Raw genomic sequence first — 20,038 nt, 5'->3', positions numbered from 1 at the left:
GAACGGGAGAGAGCAATGAGTGAGACATCGTTTCCGGAAAGTGGCCAGCCCGCTCCGGAGTTCTGTTTACCGGATGCTTCTGAAAACATGGTGTGCCTTTCGTATTTCAAAGGAAAATTTGTCGTCGTATATTTTTATCCTCGTGACAATACGACGGGCTGTACGACGGAAGCCCTAGAATTTACTGCTCTTGCCGATGAATTTGCGAAACACAATGCCGTTGTTCTGGGAATCAGCAAGGATTCCGCCAAGTCGCATCGTTCTTTTATCGAAAAACATCAACTTGGTATTACCCTTTTGAGTGATCCGGAGAAGACTGTTTTGATGGCCTATGGAGCATGGCGCCTCAAAAAGATGTATGGCAAGGAATCCATGGGCGTCGTACGGAGCACTGTTCTCGTTGGTCCTGATGGTAACGTTGTGGAAGCGTGGCCCAAAGTCGCCAAATCGGCTGGACATGCTGCCAAGGTGGTTGATGCTTTGAAAAAACATATCTCCTGACGATTTGCTCATGCCGGAAAATACAGATTTACTACGCGAATTACTGGCCGTTCAGCGCGAAACGCTTGGAGAGTTGCAAGCCATTCGTCGTCTACTTGAACAACAAGCATCATGTGAAGTGCCCTTGGGACGAGCGGCGGAGGCTGCTCTTGCGACGCATGGTATAAGCCCAGAAACGCATACGGAAGCACCTCTTCGTGTGCTTGATGCACTGAAACGAAAGAATAGGAGAAAACGAGAACAATTTCAGGGTAATAATCGTTGGTAGTATTGCGGAAGACAGTGCGTTCGTCACGAGTTTCGTTGGTGAGGGCTCTTGTCTCCGTGATTTTCCACAGTTTATCGGAGACCAGTCCTGTCTCTGCTTGCTCAAGTCTATCGGCTTCAACCTGAATGCTCTTCCAATTTGCGACAAGGGGACGTGGACAAGACTTGGCCAAGATAGATTGATATTGTTTTGAAGTTGTTTCAGCATTCCTTCGCCAGTGATTTGCTTGCCGGCGATTGTAAGCCAATGTTCAGTCTGAGACTACACAACGTTTGCATTGCGTCGCGATGCCAGAGTTTTTAAGCAAATGCGCGTCTTGCGTGGTTTTCACCAAATTCTATGGAAGCCATCGGCATAAAGGAAGCGTGCACGTGCGGTATGAGCTGTGTCATGGACCCGGCGTCTTCGAAATGTGCTTGAGTATACACAATAACGCCGAGCTGGAGTGGATTGGCATACTGCTTGATTCATGATGCTCCCAATGGGGAGTGACGTCGACAAAATAAGGAGAGGTAGGCATGAGTCGTCTTACTGTGGTTGTTGAGAATTTGGTTGCGGATGTGGGGCCGCTATTGGCTGAACACGGATTGAGCATTTGGATTGAACATAATGATACACATATTTTATACGATACTGGGGGCGGACGGGCACTGTTGCCAAATTTAGAGTCGCTTGATTACGAACCGGACCAACTCAATGCGCTTGTGTTGAGTCATGGACATTATGACCATACCGGCGGGCTTGAAAAGTTGTTGAAAGTCCGGCGTGCCCCACTGCCGATTTATTGTCATGCCGATGTTTTCTCAGCGCACTTGGATGAAGAGAATGGAGCATTGCGAAATATTGGCATGTCCAAGTCACAGAAAGCATATGAAGATTTAGGGGCGCGTTTTCATTTTATTGAACGCAAAGCGAATCCCTGGCCGGGTATTACACTGTTAGCAGACATTCCCCGGGTAACACCGTACGAAAAGCCGGTTCCAAGCCTGGTGACCATGCATGATGGGGGCACTGAAACAGATCCGTTTCATGACGACTTAACACTTGTCATAGAGGGCGACCAGAGAATTGCTGTCGTGACAGGTTGTGCTCATGCAGGGGTAATCAATGTGCTGACGGACGCAGAGGAGCATATTGGACGGAAGGCAAATTTTCTCATTGGTGGAACGCATCTTGGTCCGGCAGAACCGGAACAGCAGCAAGCGGCCATGGAGGAACTAGCTCGTCGTCAAGAACTGGATGTCGCCGCAGGACACTGCACCGGACCTGTCGTTGCCGGCTACATGCAGGGAATGCTCGGTTCGCGCTTTACCCATATGGGAGTCGGACGGATTTTTGAAATCTAATAATCGCGACCGTGCAGAGCCGTTGCGTCGTAATAGAATAGGAACGACGGCACGCTATCTTGTATACACAATAAGATTGGTCGCCTTGACGACGTCGACAGGGCCACTTGGGCCGGGAACTTTCTTTCCCTGCTTCGTAAACACGTCGAGAATATTGTACGAACCGACATCCAAATTGAGCATGGCTTCGATTTTTTTGCCGTTTTTCACGCGATTGGCGTAAATTTCTCGGGCAATGACCGCCAAATTGGATGATTTTTGGATATCGAACACGACGTGATAGAGAACACTTGTTTTTTTGTCTCGTTCGAGCACGAGAATACGCCGTTCACGAAGCTGCTTTTTTGCACGTTGCTCATCGATCATGAGTTTATCGCTATACGCCAAGAGTTGTGTCTGAAATAGCGTGACTTTAAATCGTTTGCACCAGGCGAGCAGTTTCGAATAGGAAATGAGGCTTGTCAGGGGATTGGTGATCCGCAACAACGAGTTTGGACCGTTGCGTAAATGGATGATTTTGCGTTTGAGGTTGACGACACTGATTCCACCCGTATCGTCAACAAGAACAAGCCCATGGCGATCGGGCATGAGAACGGCGTTGACAACCTTGCCGCGCTCTACGGTCAGTCCTTCCGGTTGACGCAAGTTATTGGTGAAGCCTCCTGTTGTGGCGAGAACAACAGATTGTTTTTTTTGAGTTTGTCGAAATTTTCCCAGAATATCCTTGTAAGCAAAATAATGGGCGTTGAGTTCGGGGCGACGGAGGAATACCGCATACCCAATTTTCGATCCATCCGCGCGCGACGTCAGCTTATATACATGAACGGCGTGACCGGAAGCGATCGGGTAATCTCGATAGTGATTATGAAATTGGATATTTGAAGCGAGCACGTCATTTTGAGAGTCCATATCGAGCCAATCGGTAACAGACTCCGAGTATTCATAGAGTTTCAACTTCATTCGGTCGCCAAGGTAATCGAAATTCCCGGCTTTGAGCGCGTCGAGAATTTTTTCCAACGTCCCTTTATCAATAGGAAGGTAAACGCGATTTTTTCGAAGTCTGACAACGATTTTTTCATTGTCCGGGGCAGAGAGATCAAAAACCCCTTTTTTCACTTCCTCGACAATTGTGCGGGCTGTAGCACTTAAGATGAAGTAACCGATACTCACATAAGCTTCATTTTGCGCATGACGCACACCATGCTTTTTCGCCAAATATTTTTCGCCGATTTTGATTTTTCCCAGAAGGTTTTGGCGTGAGATAGGGTATATTTTGATAAAATTCTCACCAAGATAATACAGAAAATCATCTCCGGCACCGATTTTGGTGTTAAGAAAGCGGCGATGCTGCTCCAGAACTCGAAAATTGATGAACGAAACCGATTCAAGATAGACCTTGTAAGGAAAATTGGCCAAAAAGGCTTCCTTGCTTTTGTTTGCTGTTTTCTTGTAATACGCGGCCATATCGAAGGCGTTGGCCGGTGCGGAATACCCTGTTACAAAAAACGCCGACAGAAGAAGCAGGAGCAGACTGAAACGGGCCGGGAGAGCGTATATCCTCATGCGATCTTTCATACCTCGGAAAACGTCGATCCAAAAAGTTTACCGTGTGATGCAGCCAGCCATGGAGCTTGGTCTGCGGTGTTGCTTGGTATGGAGAGTGTACTTATGATCGCGCAGGCATTCAACCATGTCGCACACGCTGTTTTTCGTGTTTTTTCGGCAGCACTATGAATACTCGTCCCCATAGTGGGTATGGCCTCGTTTTTATTGGGCTTTCTTCAGATGCAAATCGAGAGGATGCTCTTGTTGAATTTCAACATTTCCGTGAGAACAATGACGTTATCGTCGAAACTCGTCTTCGTCCTAAACAAGTTATGACACGATATCCACTTTCCTTTGACGATGCAGAACTTCTTTCCAACCGTTTGAGCGGCCTTGGGGTGCGCTGTCATATCATCGATCTTTCTCCTGTCACACAGCCTACTTCAGGTATAACCCGACTCGGACTCCTGCTTGCTTTGAGTCTGGTTTATAATATCGTTGTGACAGCATTTCTTGTCTTCTCCATGTCGCCTGCTTCTGAACCCAAAATGTCGAATCCACCACCGATCTCGGCCTTTGCTCTTGGCGCCGATCTGTTTGATTACGGTGGTGAAGACTATACGTCGTTTCTTCTTGATATTGACGAAACCGATGTTCGACTCTTCTGGAAAGGCGACAGTGGGCAACATATTTCCAATTTTTCCGCGTTGTCTCATCTTGTGGATCAACATGGCTATCAATTGGTTTTTGCAACCAATGCAGGCATCTTTAATCCTGATTTTCGTCCCGTTGGACTCTATGTCGAAGAGGGACGTGAGATCGTTCCTCTCGAACTCGGTGACGGATACGGCAATTTCTATATGAAGCCGAATGGTGTGTTCTATATTACGGATAATCGAGCCGGCATTGTCGCGTCCGAACAATATCCTCATGTCGCCGCGACGCATCATGTTCGCTTTGCAACGCAGTCTGGTCCCTTACTCTTGCAAGATGGGACGTTGAATCCGCTTTTTACTGAAGGGTCTAAGCATCGTAAGATACGAAGCGGCGTCGGTATTATTGGCGATAAGATCGTTGTATTCGTCAAATCCAATGAACCGGTTTCATTTTATGAGTTTGCCACCATGTTTCGAGATAAATTTGGCTGCCGGAGCGCTCTTTATCTTGATGGCGTTATTTCTAATATGTTTATCCGAGAATTTGACCCTGTTCCTTTTGGTGGTGATAAATTCGGTGCTATGATTGCTGTTGTGGAAAAGCATGAACCCGTTGCAGGCAATGCGCCGACCATCGAACTTCCGGCTCTTCCCACTGATCTTTCGGGGCCGGCTGTTTCTGATAACCCTGCCGGTCAAGTTGAACCGGATAATGTCCAATGAGTATTCCCACATGATCTGGCTTGCAGGGATGATCGCATGGGCATCGCTTGTCGCGACAGTTTTTGTTTATAACCATCTTCCTGCTACATTGCCCATCCACTTTGGAACAGACGGTGCTGTGAGCGTTGCCAACAAAAGCATTGTCTGGGTATGCACAGGGCTTCCTGTTGTTCTCTGGCTTTTGTTCTTTCTGAAGGTGCGCCCCCTGTCTTTTTCATCTTTGAAAACGTCCTTCTCGCAAGCTATGCAGGCCGGAATGCTGGCCGTCGTTGGCTTTCTCATCGCATTGGCCTGGGCGCTTATCGCTTATGCTCTCGGCTTTCACATCAATATGAACTTCGTTGTTAAATTTGCCGTTGGCTGCCTGTTCCTTATTGTGGGTGCGGTCATACCCCGTATAGAACCCAATCCGAGCTTTGGATTACGCTATCCTTGGATCATGCATGACAACGTTGCGTGGAAAAAGACGCATCGACTTGGAGGCTGGGGATTGAGTCTGATTGGTCTTGCAGCTTTGGGGTTGGCTTTTATTGATGCGCAATGGAGTATTGTCGCATTTATGGTCATGATTTTTGGCTTTCTCACGTTGACAAGTGTTTACTCTTGGCGTGTGCACACGAAAGAAAAGACCCAACCAAAGCGGTAGAAGCCTCAGCCGGGTCTTTCCCATCAATCAATGTAATTCGTTTGTTAACTGTTCAAATCGAGATCTGTCATGTCGATACCGGGAACAGGAAACTGAGCGCAGAAGTGTTCCACGTCACGCTTGATTTCAGCAATACGACCGGTGTTGTTCGGATGTTGCAAAATTTCATGCATCCAGTCGGCCAATTGGGTCATGTCGCTATTGCCCATGCCTCGTGTCGTGGCGGCTGGCGTACCGACACGAATTCCGCTGGGACGAAGCGGTGGATTGGGATCGTCCGGGACGATTTGCTTATTGACAGTGATACCGGCTGCGTCCAAAGCTTCTTCGGCCTCTCTGCCGTTTATGCCATAGGTCGTCTGCGTATTCATCACGAGCATATGGTTGTCGGTCCCTCCCGTGATTAAGTCTGCACCAAGCTCCATAAGTCGTGCCGCCAGAGCTTTGGCGTTGGAAACGACGTGAGCGGCATATTCCCGGAATGCCGGTTCGGCAGCTCGTTTCATAGTATATGCAATAGCTGCAATGACATTCATATGCGGTCCGCCTTGAAGTCCGGGGAAGACGGATTTATCGATGCGTGCGGCTAAATCCTTGCGGCATAAAATGATACCACCACGTGGTCCGCGCAACGATTTGTGTGATGTCGTCGTGACGACATCGAAGCCGGCATCAAATGGGTTCATCATGGCTCCACCGGCCACCATACCGGCATAATGCGAAGCATCGGTCATCGTGAGAGCGCCGACAGAATCGGCCACTGCTTTAAAAGCTGCATAGTCCATATCGCGTGGGTATGACGTATAGCCGGTAAGGACGAGCTTGGGCCGGTGCTTTTTGGCCAACGACATGACTTCGTCCATATCGATGGCGCCTGTTGCCGGATCCGTCTTATACCGGATAAATTGAAACAGTTTGCCCATATGAGAGACCGGGGCACCGTGGGTCAAATGTCCCCCGTGTGATAAATCCATAGCCAGGATGGTGTCGCCAGGCTCGAGCAAACCGAGATACACGGCTTGATTCATGGGGGAGCCGGAAAGCGGCTGCACATTGGCATGTTCGGCTCCGAACACCGCACACGCCCGTTCCCGAGCCATATTTTCGATCACATCAGTGAATTCTTGACCACCGTAATAGCGTCGGCCAGGATAGCCTTCGGCGTATTTGTTGGTGAACACGCTGCCAAGCAGGCAGAGTACTTCGGGATAGGTGTAGTTTTCTGAAGGGATGAGTTCAATGCCCGTCGACTGTCGTCGCATTTCTCCGACAAGTGCTTCTTGTAAAGATGAATCCGATTGGGCTAAAAGATCAAGACAGGTGTGCATGGGCGCGTCCCCTTTGTTGAGATGTTCACATCGGGATGATGCAGCCCAGGCGAGCGGCTTGGAATGGTTTGCGCGCTTCCTTATGGTTGATTCCATATGCCTCGCCAGTCACGCGCAAAATATTTTAAAAGAGCAATGGTGAATTTAACGGTAAGGGCGTCATAATGTCAATTCTCCCCGTGCCCTGGAGGCAACAGAATGATTGAAGAGAGTATCCGGTTTGTACTGGCCAATGACACCTTGGTGTTGTTTCTCTGTTGGCTGGCAATCACGTTAATTCGTCTTCTTATGCGCTTTCGTCAGCTTGACACGGCACTGGCTGTCGACATCGCGCTTTCCTGGTTTCTTTTTTTGAATATCGGAATAAGTTTTTTGTATAATTTTGTTATTCATGCGTTTTATGGTGATATGGTGGCCCACTTTATTGGTTGGGCACCAAGTCCCTTTCAATTTGAAGTGGCGACAGCAAGTCTGGGATTTGGACTCGTCGGGGTACTTGCCTTCAAGGCGAGCTTATCATTTCGTTGCGCGGCAATCTTAGGGCCTTCCTGTTTTCTGCTTGGGGCGGCTGCAGGACATATCAAGGATATGATTGTCCATCACAATTTTGCTCCGGGGAACGCCGGAGCCGTCTTTTATACAGATATTGTTATCCCGGTTGTGGGATTGGCACTCCTCTTTTTGGCAGCCCGGTTTGATATGCCGCGCAGCCGTTGAAAAAGCTATGGAGCGCCATACGTCATGACTCAATACAGGTGTTGCGTTGGATGAACGACTGATCACACCGAGAACGATTTGTTTTGCAAGACATACCACATGATTGAACCGAGAATGAACCCGACAGCAAGATTGGATGCCAACGTAACACCGAGAATCAATGTCGTAATGAACAAATCTTTACGATTTTTCACATCAAGAATCGTCAAACTGAGCTGACTGCCGGCAAAAAGGAGTAAGACGCCGAGAACTGATAATGGAATAAGTCTGGCGGCATCAAGAACGCCCTCGCCAAGAATAAGGGCAGCGATAACGAAGATCGCACCAATCATGATATTCGATCCAGCCGTTCGTGCGCCAAACCGGACATGCGCGGCCAAGCCTCCTGCGCCGTGACACATCGGCATGCCGCCCAAAAGGAAGCCGCCGATATTGGCCAGTCCCATACTGATACAAAGTGCTTTGTTGGTTGTTTTATAGGCGTCATCTCCAAAATACTCGTGTGCCAAATCCGTATTGGCGATGACTGCGTTGCCAAGGGTCATTGGAAGTTGTGGCATAGCGAGTACGATGAGCGCGGTGGCAAATGATGCCCACCCTGGGAATCCTCCCGGTAAAAAATGTGGCATGTGGAGTCCTAAAGCGAGTCCATCCATGCTGGCTCCACATAGAATTCCGGCGAGGATACCGAATCCGATAACAGCGAGACCAGCGGGAAACCGTCGACTGTTGAGGAGCCAAACCGTTAAACAAAATGCGGCTGCGCCAAAAATCCAGGTGAGTGGAAGAGGACCAAGGGTGGAGATGGCTAAAAATGGTTCAGCTTGTTCATGGCTTGTCTGAAGCGAAGAATTTCCTAGAACAAAATGAATTCCCTGTGTCATGAGGAGCGTACCGGTGGAAAGCTGAATGCCACGAACAACAGGGCGATGGACAAAACGAGCGATGGTCGACATGAGACCAGTCGCCCCGATAATTGTTAATAAAATTCCAACTGTAAGCCCTGCAGCATAAATATCGCTTGCCGGCAACGCCATCGCAATGGCGTAGGAACCAACGACTTTCATGGGTTGTACCGGAGTGGTCACCCCGAAATAGGTTCCTGAAATAATATAAAACAGGCCAACAGAGAGAAACAATCCCATGGGGTCCAATCCGTTGACCATAATCATACCGACGGCCATGGGAAGAAGAATACCGAGATCTCCAAGTGACCCGGCGAATTCCAGGCGATCAAAACGATATTGCATAGTGTACCTCACGTCGTCGTTTGGCATCATGAAAATGTTAATGGGTGAAAGAGTGCGGTGTACGCGGAAAATTGGTCTACAGCAAGACTGACACGATATCTCGCAATGGCGAGACCAAAAATAGAGCGCGAACCAGAAATGATCCGCGCTCTATTGTAAAAAATATAGTTTTGGGGATTAGAGAATAATACCTACAATAGCACCGGTCGACAGGCACGCCAAGACGCCAGCCAAAACACTGCGCATCCCAAGTTCCGCTATTTCGTGACGCCGACCCGGACACAGATAACCTAACCCGCCAATAAGAATACCAAGACTGCCGAAGTTGGCAAAGCCGCACATGGCATACGTCATGATAAGGCGGCTTTTCATTCCCAGAGCTTCTGGAGGTAAGTTGGCCATGTCTTGATAGGCAATAAATTCATTTAATACGATTTTGGTTCCCATGAGTGAGCCTGCCGTTTGGGATTCCGCCCAGGGGATACCAATGAGCCAGACTACCGGTGAGAGAACAAAACCGAAAATACGTTCCAATGTGATCGGCCCCCCGGCAATGTCTGGAGCAAACGCGAGCAGCATATTGGCCAATTTGACCAGCGCAACGAAAACGATGAGCATGGCAATAATATTGAGAAAAAGTTGAAAACCATCCCATGTCCCATTGGCAATAGCATCCATGGGGCCTTGTGCTGGAGACGCCGGGAGTACATCACCTTGGGTCGTGACGGCATTCTCCGGAACGAAGACGCCGGCAATGAGCAGCGCTGCGGGTGCGCTGATGACCGACGCCGTGAGAATTTGTCCCATGGAATTGGGAATGATCGGTTCCAATACGGAAGCATAGAGCACGAGCATGGTGCCTGCGATACATGTCATCCCGACGGTCATGAGCGCAAAAAGTTCGGATCGGGTGAGTTCTTTGAGATAGGGTTTAATCAAGAGCGGTGCTTCAATCATGCCAAGAAATATATTTGCAGCCGTACCGACACCGAGCGCGCCGCCGATCCCCATTGTTCTCCGAAGCAGAAAGGAAAACCCACGAACCACGATCGGCAAGATGCGCCAATAATAGAGAAGCGAGGTCAATGCTCCAACGATGAGGACTAAGGGCAAGGCCTGAAATGCAAGGACAAAACTTGCCCCTGGAGCATTCTCTGAAAACGGAAGAGGACCGCCTCCGATGTAGCCAAAGACAAAAGAGGTGCCTGCACGAGTCGCGTCTTCCAGGGCGTGAACAAGATTGTTGAGCCAAAGAAAAATCTGCTCGAACCCTGGGGCCTTCAACATGAGCAGTGCAATGGTAAATTGTAGGGCAAGACCGGATACGATAATTCGCCAAGGTGGCGTACGCTTGTTTTCACTGAATAGCCAAGCAACGACAATAATAAATACAAGCCCGAGAAAGCCACGCATGGTCGAATCTCCATTGATTTGCACCGTTAGGTCAGGAAAGAAAAGCCGCAACACAAAAAACAGCGGGCAAGAGAAACAGGTACGTTCAGAAGGGGGAACGCAATGAACGGTGCAAAACTAGAGAAGAACCAATTAAATTGTCAAGGAATTCAACAATATTAACCGTATACGTTAGCAATAAGCCCGGTGATGGTGTTATATCCCGTTGTGTTGGCCAGAGATAAGTCTGTAACAGGGCGATACGGCGAATACGTCTCTTCACTTGGTGGGGTTCTAATGGTGAACGCGAGTTTGGTTTTCGGCATCAAACCATTCCCGACACCGACGGACATGCTGTGAGTGACTGTGGAGGAATCGCTCATAGGTTACCTCGAATACTTGATGTTCATGTACAACTCTTAAAAAAAAGAATCGTCATTTTGTCCATTTCTGTCAACAGATTTTGACCGAATGGACAATGCGCCGCGCGTTGCATTGCTTGTTAATACCGTTTTCAACATGGGAGAATTCCAGATGGCTGTATTGCTTTCAGGAGTTGCATCGGTTGAACTGGGGTCACCAAGCAGAATGGAGATTTGACCGTATACTGCATCTGTGTCGGCAGATGAAAAAATAAGATCAACGCCGATGAATCGTGCGTTCGATGAAAAGCGATAGAGTATCCTTTTAAGTGGAATAGAGCCAAGCCGGAGGTCGTCATTTGTCGCTATATAGGTTGGTATTGAATTTCCCGGTGCTTTTTTCATATTGAGATGCTTTATGTCCGAAAGTGGTGTTCCCCATGCAATGCCCCGAAAACCATCCTCAATATCTCCAGCTATGGCGTATAGACTTGTCAGGCACAGAAAAAGAATAGTGAAGGGAACAATAACTCTCACGCGCATTCCTGTCTCTCTTCTGTTGAGGCCACTCGTACCAAAACACACAGTAATTATTCTATGTCTGGAAGAAAGCGATGTGTCAATATTTTAACCTCGACACATTCTATGGAACGCATTGAAGATGCAGGAGATAATTTGTTCTCAGGAAAAACCTGATAGTAAACCGTTATGGAACGTGCTAAAAAAATAACTGTATTGCCAAACGAGAAGAGCGTGCCTATAAGTACGGCTCTTTTCGAATCGGAAATTGGTACGAGGAGGTGCATGTGCAGGAAGAAAAGTTAGTTGTTCTCGATGGGAGAACCTATGAACGCTTGCCGTATGATGGAGCCGATGAGCCATGTCCTGGCTGTGGTGCTGAGTTTGGCCAATTGCACGTTGCCGGATGTGGGTATGAACGTTGCCCCACATGCGATGGCTATCTTGTGACGTGCATGCAGATGGAACCGGACAGCCACACGAAACATGATTGAGCGCTGGCACATCCCTCTAGACTTCTCATTTCGCGATGATTTTATAGTGATGTTGTGGAACCGGAATGAACGTTTTCTCTGATTGTATCGGCGCAACGGAAAAACTCTGCTGACTGCCAACTTTTCCGGACGAAAAAAGAGAGGACGGCGTCTCGCCGTCCCCACGCAGTTCCCGCTGTTTTTGTGCCAAATATTCTTGGACCTCTCGATTGGTGTAGTCGATGCCGGTGACGGAAGTGGTCACGTCGGCATCATTTCGAGATGCGTTGTCGAGCAGAGTCAAAGCCAGATAGGCCAGGCCGGCAAGAACGAGGACGGTCAAATACAACATGACCTTTTTCATCGGGGCTCCTTCTGTATACGTGTCTGGCTATACGTTGAGGCCGATGTGTGATGTTTCTTCGCTAAAGTCTTCCTATTTTCTGAGAAGACGTCCATCCTTAATAAAAATAATAAGTTTCTCATCGTCAGCCGGGGTGCTTTTGTAATGATTCAATCCCCGTCTCGTTTCGGCGTCGAGCAACGTAACGGGACACCCTTTTGAACAGGGAACAAATGTTGATTCTCCTGGACCGAGAACTTGTTCGAATTCATTGATTTGTAGAATATACGATTTCGTATCACCGTTTTGGACTTCAAACGCCAGAGCCGGGTGCGTGGTGAGGCATAAAATGGCAAAGGCAAGTCCAACAGAAAAGCGTGTCAAAATGCTTCGGTATGACATGATTGCGTGTCCGGGTTGACGTTGAAAAAGAGCGGGGCATGCTAAATTGAGGAGTCGTCTGCTCCATTATGGGCTTTTCTCAGACATTTCTCGAATCCTAAGCACGACGAGCCATCGCGATGAATTCGAAATAATGACCGGAATGCTTTTGGCAATATGCGTCCATTTGTTGTTCATGGCAAGAGGGGAAGAGACAGGCTTCTCTACCGTGACTATGGAGAAGGAGGACTTGCCAGAGATTGCGAGAGATTTCGTGGTCAAAGTCTTGGAGAAATGCTATCTGAACACAGACAACAATTCCATTATACCAACAGGATGAACTCCCTGCTTTTTCAGGAAGCTATTGCGTTGTCGTTTTTTCTCATTTTTTTTCGGGGGCGAGTCATGCAGGATAATACAACGATTTTGGCTTCATTGCACATTGAAGACGCTGAAAATGCTTTGCTGGATGTTATTGAATTTAAGGGGACTGATGCGCTGTCTACTCCTTATGAATTTCATGTTTTATGTGCGTCGTCTGATCCTGGACTGGCTTCGAAAGGTATGATTCAACGCCAAGCAACCCTTCGTCTTTCTTGGGCAGAATGGACCAACGCCTATAGTGGGGTGCTTTTTTCATTCAAAAAAATGCAGACAGTCGAAACATTGACGTTCTATAAAGCAACCCTTGTTCCCAGAATAAAACTTCTTGATCTCACACAGCATAATCAGATCTTTCTCAATAAAACATTACCACAGATCCTTGAAGTCGTTTTCGAAGAATGCAATCTCAAACATTACGAATTTCGATTGGCGGCAGAGTACGAGAATATGGAGTATGTCTGTCAATATAATGAAACACACTTTAACTTTATTTCACGTTGGATGGAGCATTTTGGGCTTTATTATTTTTTTGAAGAGAGTGAAGCCGGTGAACGTCTTGTGATCACAGACTCACGTATTGTCCATGTTCCACTTGGAGATGGGGTTTTTCCCTATAGACAGCCCTCAGGCATGGATGATCATGAAAAATTGAAGTCTATTTTTTCTTTTTCTCATGAGGAACATATCGTTCCCCAACGTGTTATGTTAAAAGATTATAATCCGTTGCATCCTGATATGGAACTCCTCGCCGAAGCTGAAGTTGATCCAAATGGCATTGGAAAAACCTACCATTATGGTGATCATTTTCAAACGCTTGATCAAGGGCAAGCACTGGCTCGAGTTCGAGCTGAAGAGCTGTTATCTGGAAAAACTGTCTGTCATGGACGCAGTGGATGTTTGCCCTTGCGTGCTGGTGGGTTGTTTACATTATCCAGACATCCGGACTCCTCATTCAACACCGCGTATTTATTGGTGAGCGTTGCTCATGAAGGGAAACCCGCGTCTCCGATGACAGCTGGAGTGGAAGAGGTTGCAAATCTGCATGGTGAGCTTGGCTACCGGAATCAATTTGAGGGCCGTCCAGGTTCTCGGCAATTTCGACCGCGACAAACGGCAACGAAGACCCAAATTTCCGGTGTACTCAACGGTAAAGTGGATGCTGAAACCGGGGATGACTACCCTGAATTGGACTCCATGGGACGGTACAGAGTGCGACTTCCTTTCGATTTGGCTGGGCGTCCTCCAGGGAGGGCCTCTTCCTGGTTACGTATGGCGCAACCGTATGCCGGAAATAGTTATGGTATGCATTTCCCGCTGCATAAAGGAACGGAAGTCTTCATTGGATTTGAAAATGCCGATCCGGATCGGCCGTATATTTCTGGGGCCGTCCATAACGGGGAAACACAGAATTTCATCAAAGATAGCAATTCTCGATTAAGTGGAATCAAGAGTTCAGCTAATAATCAGTTGATGTTCAATGAGACAAAAGGACAAGAGTGTGCGACGCTTTGGTCGCCCTACCATAATAGTGGTTTTGCCGTGGGCTCGGTGAAAGAAGGTGGTGGCGGGAGTTTATTGCAATGGACAACCGGGGATAATGACTGTTGGGTGCTTGGCAGTAGTGTTGAAGGAGTCGTGGGGTCCTATACACAAGCTGTTGCTGGCGCTACAAACTATATTTATGCCGGATCGACGAGCAATATTATCGGTCCCTTTACGGTGAATTTGAACTTCGGTCAGGGGTTTACCTATACGAAGGGATCCTTTGTCGAGTTCGGTGATTCGACGCTTGATATGAGCTCAACGATTACTCACTCTGCACCAACATCGGTGACGATATCCGCTGGAGTCCCTGTTGAAGCAGAGGGAATATTGCAATCGGCAAAGAAAGCTATGTATCTCATGGCAACTGCTGTTGCGTTTGCTTCCGTTGGAAGTATTGCTGCGACCGAATGTTTTTCGACGAACGGCGCATGGAGTCAGGATGGGCCAGCTTCTTTTCTTGGAGGGGTTGCGGGGGGGACGTCAATGTATCTTGGCGCTGGTCTCGCTGTGGAAGCTGCGAATATTACAAATAAAATTTGCAAGGATTTCAATAAGGCCATGTCACAGACACAGGCAGGTTCTGTTGTCGTCAATTCGTCCGGGGTAACGGCGACCGCACGGAATGTTCCCCCAAGTATGGATAGAAAAATAACGCTTGAAGTGGGAACCGCCAGTATCGAATCCGTTGTATCGCCGAAGTCCTCGGTGGTTATGAATAGCACCGGGGTCAATATTAGTACGTCAGCGGTTGCATCAATGGTCATCGATGGAGTTAATGTTGATCATCCGCTCCAAATTAAAGAGTTGACGGGAGATAACACCTTGTCCATGGGACCTACGGGTATCACACTGGATGCTGGAGACAGCGATTTGGGAATATCTTTTTCTATGAATGCTGTGGAAAGAAAAATCAGTGCGTCGGTTTCTGAAGGACCAAGCGCCACCTTCAATGAGGAGGCAATTAGTTTGGAATCCACGGACAAACAATCGTCAGTAAAAGTGTCCAATACCAGTCTCACACTCAAAAGTCCTTCCGTGTCGGTGGGGGGAGCAATTAAAGTCAACGAAGCCGGTTTCGTTACGATTGGGTAAGATGCCATGAGAGTCCTGAAACCGGAAACGTTGGCGTTTTTGAGCAAGATTTTTGACTCTGAACGCGGTGCGGTGTTATCGTCGACAATTCTTGTCGCATTTGCTTTTGATGAATCATTGCCGAACAGAATTTATTCCGAAGATGTATTGTGGCCGACGGCGCAATCATGTCTCAATCCCGGTGAAGCGTTGGACTGGAGTTTTCCAAAGCCCGAAGCGGAGTATCTTGTCTATGGATCGTGTCACCTTCAAACACCGGCGAGTGCCGCCGAAGTTCAAGTGAAGGTGGCGGAAAAGACCAAAACGCTTGAAGTTTGGGGGAAGCGTGCCTGGCTTGGTACGCGTCCAAGTGATCCCGAGCCGTTTTCCTCCATGCCGCTCACCTGGGAAAAGGCTTACGGGGGACCTCACTATCCGGAAAATCCCGTGGGAATGGGGCACGATACAGAAGGAAACATCGGATATGCATTGCCTCACATACAGCCAGTGGGAAAGGCCTTCAGGCCTGTTGCGCAATCGTGGGCACAGGATGGGTTTCGCGCATTGTCGCCTGGTTGGCCACAACGTACGCGTTTTTTTGGTCCCTTCGATCAGGAATGGCTTCTTCATCGATGGCCGTACTATCCGCATGGTTCTTCCATGCAATACTGCATGACGGCTCCTGAAGATCAATGGATGGGACGATTCTTTGATGGCGATGAGCGGTTTGCTCTCTCCAATATGCATGCAGAAAAGCCTCTTATTGAATCGTCGTTTCCCGAAATCCGGGTTCGTCTTTTTCTCAATCGCGTCATTGAGGATAAAGAGTCTTTTTCCGAGCGACCATGTAAAGCGGACACCTTATGGCTTTTTCCTGATCATGAAATGGGGATTGTCGCGTACAGAAATTTGACATTAGTTCATGATGAAGAAGTCTCTGATGTACGGCATGTTTTTGTTGCAATCGAATCGCTTAGCGAATCGGCCAAGCCTGTTGCGCATTATCAGGAAACGCTGAACGATATTATAGCTCCTCCAAAAGAAGAACCGAAACCTGCCCCTGCATCTCCTCGTCCGACTCCCCCTCCGTCATCTCCTCCAGAAGACACGACGTCTCCTCTTATGGGAATCAAAGATGCTGTGGCAAAATTGGAAGCCGATGTGAAGGCGGCGTTGCAACGCATTGGGGTGAGTGAAGCCGATGTGCAGGCGCAAATGCGTGAATTTGAAAAACAGCAACCGCTGACGAGTTTTGACGAGTTGGTGAAAGCATATACTCCGGAGCAGGAAATCGATCCGAAGGTTGCACTCCGCAATTTGGAAAAACAAGCCGATAAAGTGACGAAGCAAGTTGAAGATTTTTTTACCAAGTTCGGTATTCGTCCGGAAGAAGTTGAGCAGTTCGCGTTAGAGCGTAGCACCGCTACGCAAAGCAATATGGAAGAACTATTCTCGCAATTGATGGCTCATCCTGCTATGTCGGCGGAAGCAAAGGCGAAATTCAAAGAAGCGCAGCAAACTCTGAATGAAGCCAAATCACTGAGTGCGAAATTGAGTATGGACGTTCCGGAAGCGGCTGACGAAAAAGTCACGGAGCAAGCCGAGGGCTCTGGTGTTATTGAAGAGGCTGCCTCTATGACAGTGGAACAGGTCCTCGCCATGCATGCCAAGGGACAAACGTTGCATGGCTATGACTTGCGTGGACTTGATTTTTCCGGACTGGACTTGTCCGGGGCTGATTTTTCAGGGTGTCGTTTGGAAAAAAGTCGCTTTACCAAAGCGACACTTGTTGGAGCAAACTTCACAGAAGCGCGTCTCGACGAAGCCCACTTTGAGGAAGCCCATGCCGAGTCCGCGCAATTTACGTCGTGTCTTGCTGCTAAGACGGTCTTTTCTGGGGCTGTTTTGACTGGAGCGGATATCTCCACATCCGACTTGACCGGAGCTGATTTCTCTTCCGCAAGCATGCCTGGAGCATCGTTGGATGGCGCAATTGTATCTGAAGCCAACTTTACGCAGGTTGATGCTCGCAATATTTCCGGCAAAAAAGCGGATTTTTCACGAACACATTGCGAAGCCACCAACTTTAGCAATGCGATACTCGATGATGCAGACCTGACCGGTTGCAACTGTGCTGCTGCTGATTTTCGATATGTTCAGGCCGAGAGACTTCGCCTGTATGAAGCAATTTGTTCTGGCGCATCGTTTGCTGATGCGGTCTTGCCAAACTTGCGAGCTGGTCAGGGAACTGATTTTTCATCAGCCGATTTTCGACGAGCCAATCTCACAATGGCCTCAATTGCCGGGACGACGATGAGCAGGGCGAATTTGAAGCGGGCCGTTCTATATCGTGCCGACTGCTCGAAAACGGATATGACCGCAGCTCGATTACGGAAGGCCGATGCTCGGTATGCCCGTTTCAATCAAGCGGATTTTACAGAAGCCGATTTAACGAAAATCAATGGCTTGAAAGCTTCATTTCGTAAAGCACGGTTTACCTTGTGTCGTTTGGTCAAAGCGAATTTGTACGGTGCTGATGTGTATAAATGCGTCCTGGATCAAACGGTCTTGGACGGAGCCAATGTCAATAAAACTTTTTTCAAGCCGCAGTTTCTCCATGATGCAGAGAGATGATTTTCTTGCCGCGCTTGGTACTCATGGTTCCATTCGTGATTGCGATTGTTCCGGAATCGATCTGTCCAATCTCGATCTTGAGAATGTGGTTCTGGAACGCGTTGTTTTTCGTGGAGCCAACTTTCGTCAAACAACAATACGTTATGCTGAAATAACGGACTGCGACTGTTCCGAGTCTTCCTGGGCGCAAGCGGACACATTTCAGGCCGACTTTCGCAGATGTGATTTGAGCCGCGCTGACTTCAATGGTGCCAGTCTGGTTCGGGCAGTGTTTTTGAATTGTCGATTCGATGCCACGGATTTTACCGGGGCCGACTTGACTCGAACTCTTCTCGATAGTGCCGATCTCTCGACGGCTATTTTCAAAAACACCGTTTTGCAGAAGGCATGCCTTCATGATGCTATTGTAGCAGGGCAATCGTTTTCAGGCTGCGACCTTCGCTTAGCCATGTTCATACGAGCGGACATGACCAAGGCTGATTTATCGGGTCTTGATGTTACCCAGGCTAATTTTTCGGGAGCCAACCTTTCATCGGCACGATTTCTCTCAGCACACGGGAAATATACACATTTTATTGGTGCCAATGTGGAACAGGCTGACTTTTCAGAGAGTATTTTACCACAAGCAACGTTTCGTGAAGCACAGCTTTCCAAAGCCATTTTTCATGGAGCTGATGTGGAACAGGGACAATTTTCTCATGCCATATGTGATGGCGTTGATTTTGTTCAAGCAAATTTAACATTTGCCGATTTTTCGTATGCAACCGTGAGCAACGCCCGATTTTACGGCGCACAACTCTTTATGACGAATATGCATTGCGTGCACCTCGATACAGTTGACGGGACAGGTGCTGACTTTTCTTCTCTACGGACAACTGACAAGGATTTAGCTGAAGCTGAAATGTGGACACCAGACGCATGACCATGGAGTATTTTATGAATGATCAAACTGAAGCCGTCATGAAGAGTACGGCCGAGAAGCAAGACGCCTCTCCTTACTCGGAGCTTGGTCGGCCTCTCCTGACGGTTGTGACACGGTCGGGACAGAACGTGGAGGTGGAAGACGCCTTATTATCGTCCCCCAACGCGGTGACGGGCATGGGACGTGGTGCTGTGCTTTGCTGGAAAGGAAACGAAATGGATGTGGAGTGTGAAAACAATGTTGTCATACACGCCCGTCAAGCAGATGGTTGTTTAATGCGACCTGAACCGGGAGATCTCGTTCTTTTTCATGCTCCCGAATATGGTAAGCCGGGAGCGGTGTTTGTGCTGCACGTTTTGGAAAAAACAAGCGATACAGCCAGACTCCACATTCCGGGGAAGCTCCACATACAATCAGAAGGGGCGATGCAGTTTCAGGCCCCAGACATGCTACTCCAGGCCGAGAAGACCACGGTGGCATCGTCGAAATTTCATGTCTTGGCCGATTCGTTTTCTACCAAGGCCGGTCAAATTCTTACAACAGCCGCATCGATGGATAACGTTATCGGTGAGTTGACGCAAAAAATTTGTACATCGGTACGTGAGGTCGAGACTGAAGTTGTGCGAGCAGGTGGTCTACGGCAATTTATACGTAATCGTTTTCTTGTCCGCGCAGGGCGTGCGTCCGTCATTGCCGAGGACGATGTGACCGTAGACGGGGAAAAGGTGCATTTGGGCTAGGTAGTGTCGTCACAAGATTGCTTTATTCTTCTTTTCCTGGCATCGGATACTAAAAGGAAAAAGAAGACAGAATGAAGAGTGCAGCACATAGACGACATGATATTTCTGACCGGGTATGGGAGTTGCTCGAACCTCATTTACCAGGAAGAAAAGGAACGTGGGGAGGTGTCGCCCATGACAATCGGCTTTTCATTAATGCCGTTTTCTGGATACTCCGAACTGGGGCTCCATGGAGAGATCTTCCACCCGATTACGGCGATTGGAAAAATACACATCGTCGATTTTGTCGTTG

The 20,038-nt window shown here is 48.2% G+C and carries 20 protein-coding genes and 1 riboswitch; of the genes, 12 read left to right on the top strand and 8 right to left on the bottom strand.

All coding sequences use genetic code 11. The features are described 5' to 3' along the window. The first annotated feature begins 15 nt into the window (after nucleotides 1-15). From G451_RS0109755 to G451_RS0109745, 3 genes are all read left to right on the top strand, one after another. Nucleotides 16-501: a peroxiredoxin gene (locus G451_RS0109755; protein ID WP_027184115.1), complete on the top strand. Its 486-nt coding sequence runs from the start codon at nucleotides 16-18 to the stop codon at nucleotides 499-501. A 10-nt stretch (nucleotides 502-511) separates the two neighbouring features. Then, nucleotides 512-769 (top strand): hypothetical protein, encoded by a 258-nt coding sequence (locus G451_RS34095; protein ID WP_156921576.1) that lies wholly within the window; start codon nucleotides 512-514, stop codon nucleotides 767-769. A gap of 518 nt (nucleotides 770-1,287) precedes the next feature. Beyond that, nucleotides 1,288-2,115, top strand: coding sequence for an MBL fold metallo-hydrolase (locus tag G451_RS0109745; RefSeq protein WP_027184113.1), 828 nt, complete (start codon nucleotides 1,288-1,290; stop codon nucleotides 2,113-2,115). 54 nt (nucleotides 2,116-2,169) lie between these two features. Here G451_RS0109745 and G451_RS28595 read toward each other — a convergent pair whose 3' ends face one another. After that, nucleotides 2,170-3,678 carry a hypothetical protein gene (locus G451_RS28595; RefSeq protein WP_156921575.1) on the bottom strand — a complete coding sequence of 503 codons (1,509 nt, stop codon included), beginning with the start codon at nucleotides 3,676-3,678 and terminating at the stop codon, nucleotides 2,170-2,172. A gap of 167 nt (nucleotides 3,679-3,845) precedes the next feature. Here G451_RS28595 and G451_RS32575 point away from each other — a divergent pair, with 167 nt between their 5' ends. Both G451_RS32575 and G451_RS0109725 read left to right on the top strand, forming a co-directional pair. After that, on the top strand, nucleotides 3,846-5,039 hold the full coding sequence (locus tag G451_RS32575) for a phosphodiester glycosidase family protein (RefSeq protein WP_051261338.1): 1,194 nt from the start codon (nucleotides 3,846-3,848) through the stop codon (nucleotides 5,037-5,039). A gap of 10 nt (nucleotides 5,040-5,049) precedes the next feature. Next, entirely contained in the window at nucleotides 5,050-5,685 is a 636-nt protein-coding gene (locus G451_RS0109725; protein WP_027184112.1) for an SdpI family protein, read from the top strand. Nucleotides 5,686-5,729: 44 nt separating this feature from the next. Here G451_RS0109725 and G451_RS0109720 read toward each other — a convergent pair whose 3' ends face one another. Then, nucleotides 5,730-7,013 carry a serine hydroxymethyltransferase gene (locus G451_RS0109720; protein ID WP_027184111.1) on the bottom strand — a complete coding sequence of 428 codons (1,284 nt, stop codon included), beginning with the start codon at nucleotides 7,011-7,013 and terminating at the stop codon, nucleotides 5,730-5,732. A 36-nt stretch (nucleotides 7,014-7,049) separates the two neighbouring features. Further along, nucleotides 7,050-7,135, bottom strand: a riboswitch (ZMP/ZTP riboswitch). 76 nt (nucleotides 7,136-7,211) lie between these two features. On the opposite strand from G451_RS0109720, the gene G451_RS0109715 reads away from it, so the two are divergent. After that, the gene (locus tag G451_RS0109715) at nucleotides 7,212-7,730 is read left to right on the top strand and encodes a DUF6790 family protein (protein ID WP_211236343.1); all 519 of its coding nucleotides are present in this window, start codon (nucleotides 7,212-7,214) and stop codon (nucleotides 7,728-7,730) included. A gap of 62 nt (nucleotides 7,731-7,792) precedes the next feature. Here G451_RS0109715 and G451_RS0109710 read toward each other — a convergent pair whose 3' ends face one another. From G451_RS0109710 to G451_RS0109700, 4 genes are all read right to left on the bottom strand, one after another. Continuing rightward, nucleotides 7,793-8,980: a putative sulfate/molybdate transporter gene (locus tag G451_RS0109710; protein WP_027184109.1), complete on the bottom strand. Its 1,188-nt coding sequence runs from the start codon at nucleotides 8,978-8,980 to the stop codon at nucleotides 7,793-7,795. Between the two features lie 177 nt (nucleotides 8,981-9,157). Next, the gene (locus tag G451_RS0109705; protein WP_034641587.1) at nucleotides 9,158-10,393 is read right to left on the bottom strand and encodes a NupC/NupG family nucleoside CNT transporter; all 1,236 of its coding nucleotides are present in this window, start codon (nucleotides 10,391-10,393) and stop codon (nucleotides 9,158-9,160) included. 158 nt (nucleotides 10,394-10,551) lie between these two features. Continuing rightward, nucleotides 10,552-10,755, bottom strand: coding sequence for a hypothetical protein (locus G451_RS34090; protein WP_156921574.1), 204 nt, complete (start codon nucleotides 10,753-10,755; stop codon nucleotides 10,552-10,554). Nucleotides 10,756-10,791: 36 nt separating this feature from the next. Then, complete coding sequence (locus tag G451_RS0109700) at nucleotides 10,792-11,277, bottom strand: hypothetical protein (protein ID WP_027184107.1); 486 nt, start codon at nucleotides 11,275-11,277, stop codon at nucleotides 10,792-10,794. A 263-nt stretch (nucleotides 11,278-11,540) separates the two neighbouring features. Here G451_RS0109700 and G451_RS0109695 point away from each other — a divergent pair, with 263 nt between their 5' ends. Further along, on the top strand, nucleotides 11,541-11,747 hold the full coding sequence (locus G451_RS0109695) for a hypothetical protein (RefSeq protein WP_027184106.1): 207 nt from the start codon (nucleotides 11,541-11,543) through the stop codon (nucleotides 11,745-11,747). Nucleotides 11,748-11,772: 25 nt separating this feature from the next. On the opposite strand, the gene G451_RS0109690 is transcribed toward G451_RS0109695, so the two are convergent. Both G451_RS0109690 and G451_RS0109685 read right to left on the bottom strand, forming a co-directional pair. Then, entirely contained in the window at nucleotides 11,773-12,090 is a 318-nt protein-coding gene (locus G451_RS0109690) for a hypothetical protein (protein ID WP_027184105.1), read from the bottom strand. Between the two features lie 72 nt (nucleotides 12,091-12,162). Next, on the bottom strand, nucleotides 12,163-12,471 hold the full coding sequence (locus G451_RS0109685) for a hypothetical protein (protein WP_027184104.1): 309 nt from the start codon (nucleotides 12,469-12,471) through the stop codon (nucleotides 12,163-12,165). A gap of 273 nt (nucleotides 12,472-12,744) precedes the next feature. Between G451_RS0109685 and G451_RS32570 the strand changes: the two genes are divergently transcribed. The 5 genes from G451_RS32570 to G451_RS28580 form a co-directional block, all read left to right on the top strand. Next, nucleotides 12,745-15,471 (top strand): type VI secretion system Vgr family protein, encoded by a 2,727-nt coding sequence (locus G451_RS32570; RefSeq protein ID WP_169727857.1) that lies wholly within the window; start codon nucleotides 12,745-12,747, stop codon nucleotides 15,469-15,471. A 6-nt stretch (nucleotides 15,472-15,477) separates the two neighbouring features. Next, nucleotides 15,478-18,084, top strand: coding sequence for a DUF2169 family type VI secretion system accessory protein (locus tag G451_RS0109670; RefSeq protein ID WP_027184102.1), 2,607 nt, complete (start codon nucleotides 15,478-15,480; stop codon nucleotides 18,082-18,084). Continuing rightward, the gene (locus G451_RS0109665) at nucleotides 18,068-19,006 is read left to right on the top strand and encodes a pentapeptide repeat-containing protein (RefSeq protein ID WP_027184101.1); all 939 of its coding nucleotides are present in this window, start codon (nucleotides 18,068-18,070) and stop codon (nucleotides 19,004-19,006) included. The genes G451_RS0109670 and G451_RS0109665 overlap by 17 nt, the downstream gene beginning before the upstream one ends. A gap of 14 nt (nucleotides 19,007-19,020) precedes the next feature. Then, nucleotides 19,021-19,746, top strand: a complete 726-nt coding sequence (locus tag G451_RS0109660; protein ID WP_027184100.1) for a DUF3540 domain-containing protein — start codon at nucleotides 19,021-19,023, stop codon at nucleotides 19,744-19,746. A 71-nt stretch (nucleotides 19,747-19,817) separates the two neighbouring features. Next, nucleotides 19,818-20,038 (top strand): transposase (locus G451_RS28580; protein ID WP_156921573.1); only part of this gene is annotated, 221 nt, incomplete at its 3' end.

Origin of the sequence: Desulfovibrio inopinatus DSM 10711, assembly GCF_000429305.1 — a bacterium.
Classification (GTDB): domain Bacteria; phylum Desulfobacterota; class Desulfovibrionia; order Desulfovibrionales; family Desulfovibrionaceae; genus Alteridesulfovibrio; species Alteridesulfovibrio inopinatus.
Note: the sequence above shows the minus strand (reverse complement) of the source record. Positions and strands in the feature narration are given on the sequence as shown.

Bases quoted from the DNA above. Each gene is read 5' to 3' on its own strand.
- G451_RS0109755 (WP_027184115.1), top strand. From the start codon at position 16: ATGAGTGAGACATCGTTTCCGGAAAGTGGCCAGCCCGCTCCGGAGTTC.
- G451_RS34095 (WP_156921576.1), top strand. From the start codon at position 512: ATGCCGGAAAATACAGATTTACTACGCGAATTACTGGCCGTTCAGCGC.
- G451_RS0109745 (WP_027184113.1), top strand. From the start codon at position 1,288: ATGAGTCGTCTTACTGTGGTTGTTGAGAATTTGGTTGCGGATGTGGGG.
- G451_RS28595 (WP_156921575.1), bottom strand. From the start codon at position 3,678: ATGAGGATATACGCTCTCCCGGCCCGTTTCAGTCTGCTCCTGCTTCTT.
- G451_RS32575 (WP_051261338.1), top strand. From the start codon at position 3,846: ATGAATACTCGTCCCCATAGTGGGTATGGCCTCGTTTTTATTGGGCTT.
- G451_RS0109725 (WP_027184112.1), top strand. From the start codon at position 5,050: ATGATCTGGCTTGCAGGGATGATCGCATGGGCATCGCTTGTCGCGACA.
- G451_RS0109720 (WP_027184111.1), bottom strand. From the start codon at position 7,013: ATGCACACCTGTCTTGATCTTTTAGCCCAATCGGATTCATCTTTACAA.
- G451_RS0109715 (WP_211236343.1), top strand. From the start codon at position 7,212: ATGATTGAAGAGAGTATCCGGTTTGTACTGGCCAATGACACCTTGGTG.
- G451_RS0109710 (WP_027184109.1), bottom strand. From the start codon at position 8,980: ATGCAATATCGTTTTGATCGCCTGGAATTCGCCGGGTCACTTGGAGAT.
- G451_RS0109705 (WP_034641587.1), bottom strand. From the start codon at position 10,393: ATGCGTGGCTTTCTCGGGCTTGTATTTATTATTGTCGTTGCTTGGCTA.
- G451_RS34090 (WP_156921574.1), bottom strand. From the start codon at position 10,755: ATGAGCGATTCCTCCACAGTCACTCACAGCATGTCCGTCGGTGTCGGG.
- G451_RS0109700 (WP_027184107.1), bottom strand. From the start codon at position 11,277: ATGCGCGTGAGAGTTATTGTTCCCTTCACTATTCTTTTTCTGTGCCTG.
- G451_RS0109690 (WP_027184105.1), bottom strand. From the start codon at position 12,090: ATGAAAAAGGTCATGTTGTATTTGACCGTCCTCGTTCTTGCCGGCCTG.
- G451_RS0109685 (WP_027184104.1), bottom strand. From the start codon at position 12,471: ATGTCATACCGAAGCATTTTGACACGCTTTTCTGTTGGACTTGCCTTT.
- G451_RS32570 (WP_169727857.1), top strand. From the start codon at position 12,745: ATGCTATCTGAACACAGACAACAATTCCATTATACCAACAGGATGAAC.
- G451_RS0109670 (WP_027184102.1), top strand. From the start codon at position 15,478: ATGAGAGTCCTGAAACCGGAAACGTTGGCGTTTTTGAGCAAGATTTTT.
- G451_RS0109665 (WP_027184101.1), top strand. From the start codon at position 18,068: ATGATGCAGAGAGATGATTTTCTTGCCGCGCTTGGTACTCATGGTTCC.
- G451_RS0109660 (WP_027184100.1), top strand. From the start codon at position 19,021: ATGAATGATCAAACTGAAGCCGTCATGAAGAGTACGGCCGAGAAGCAA.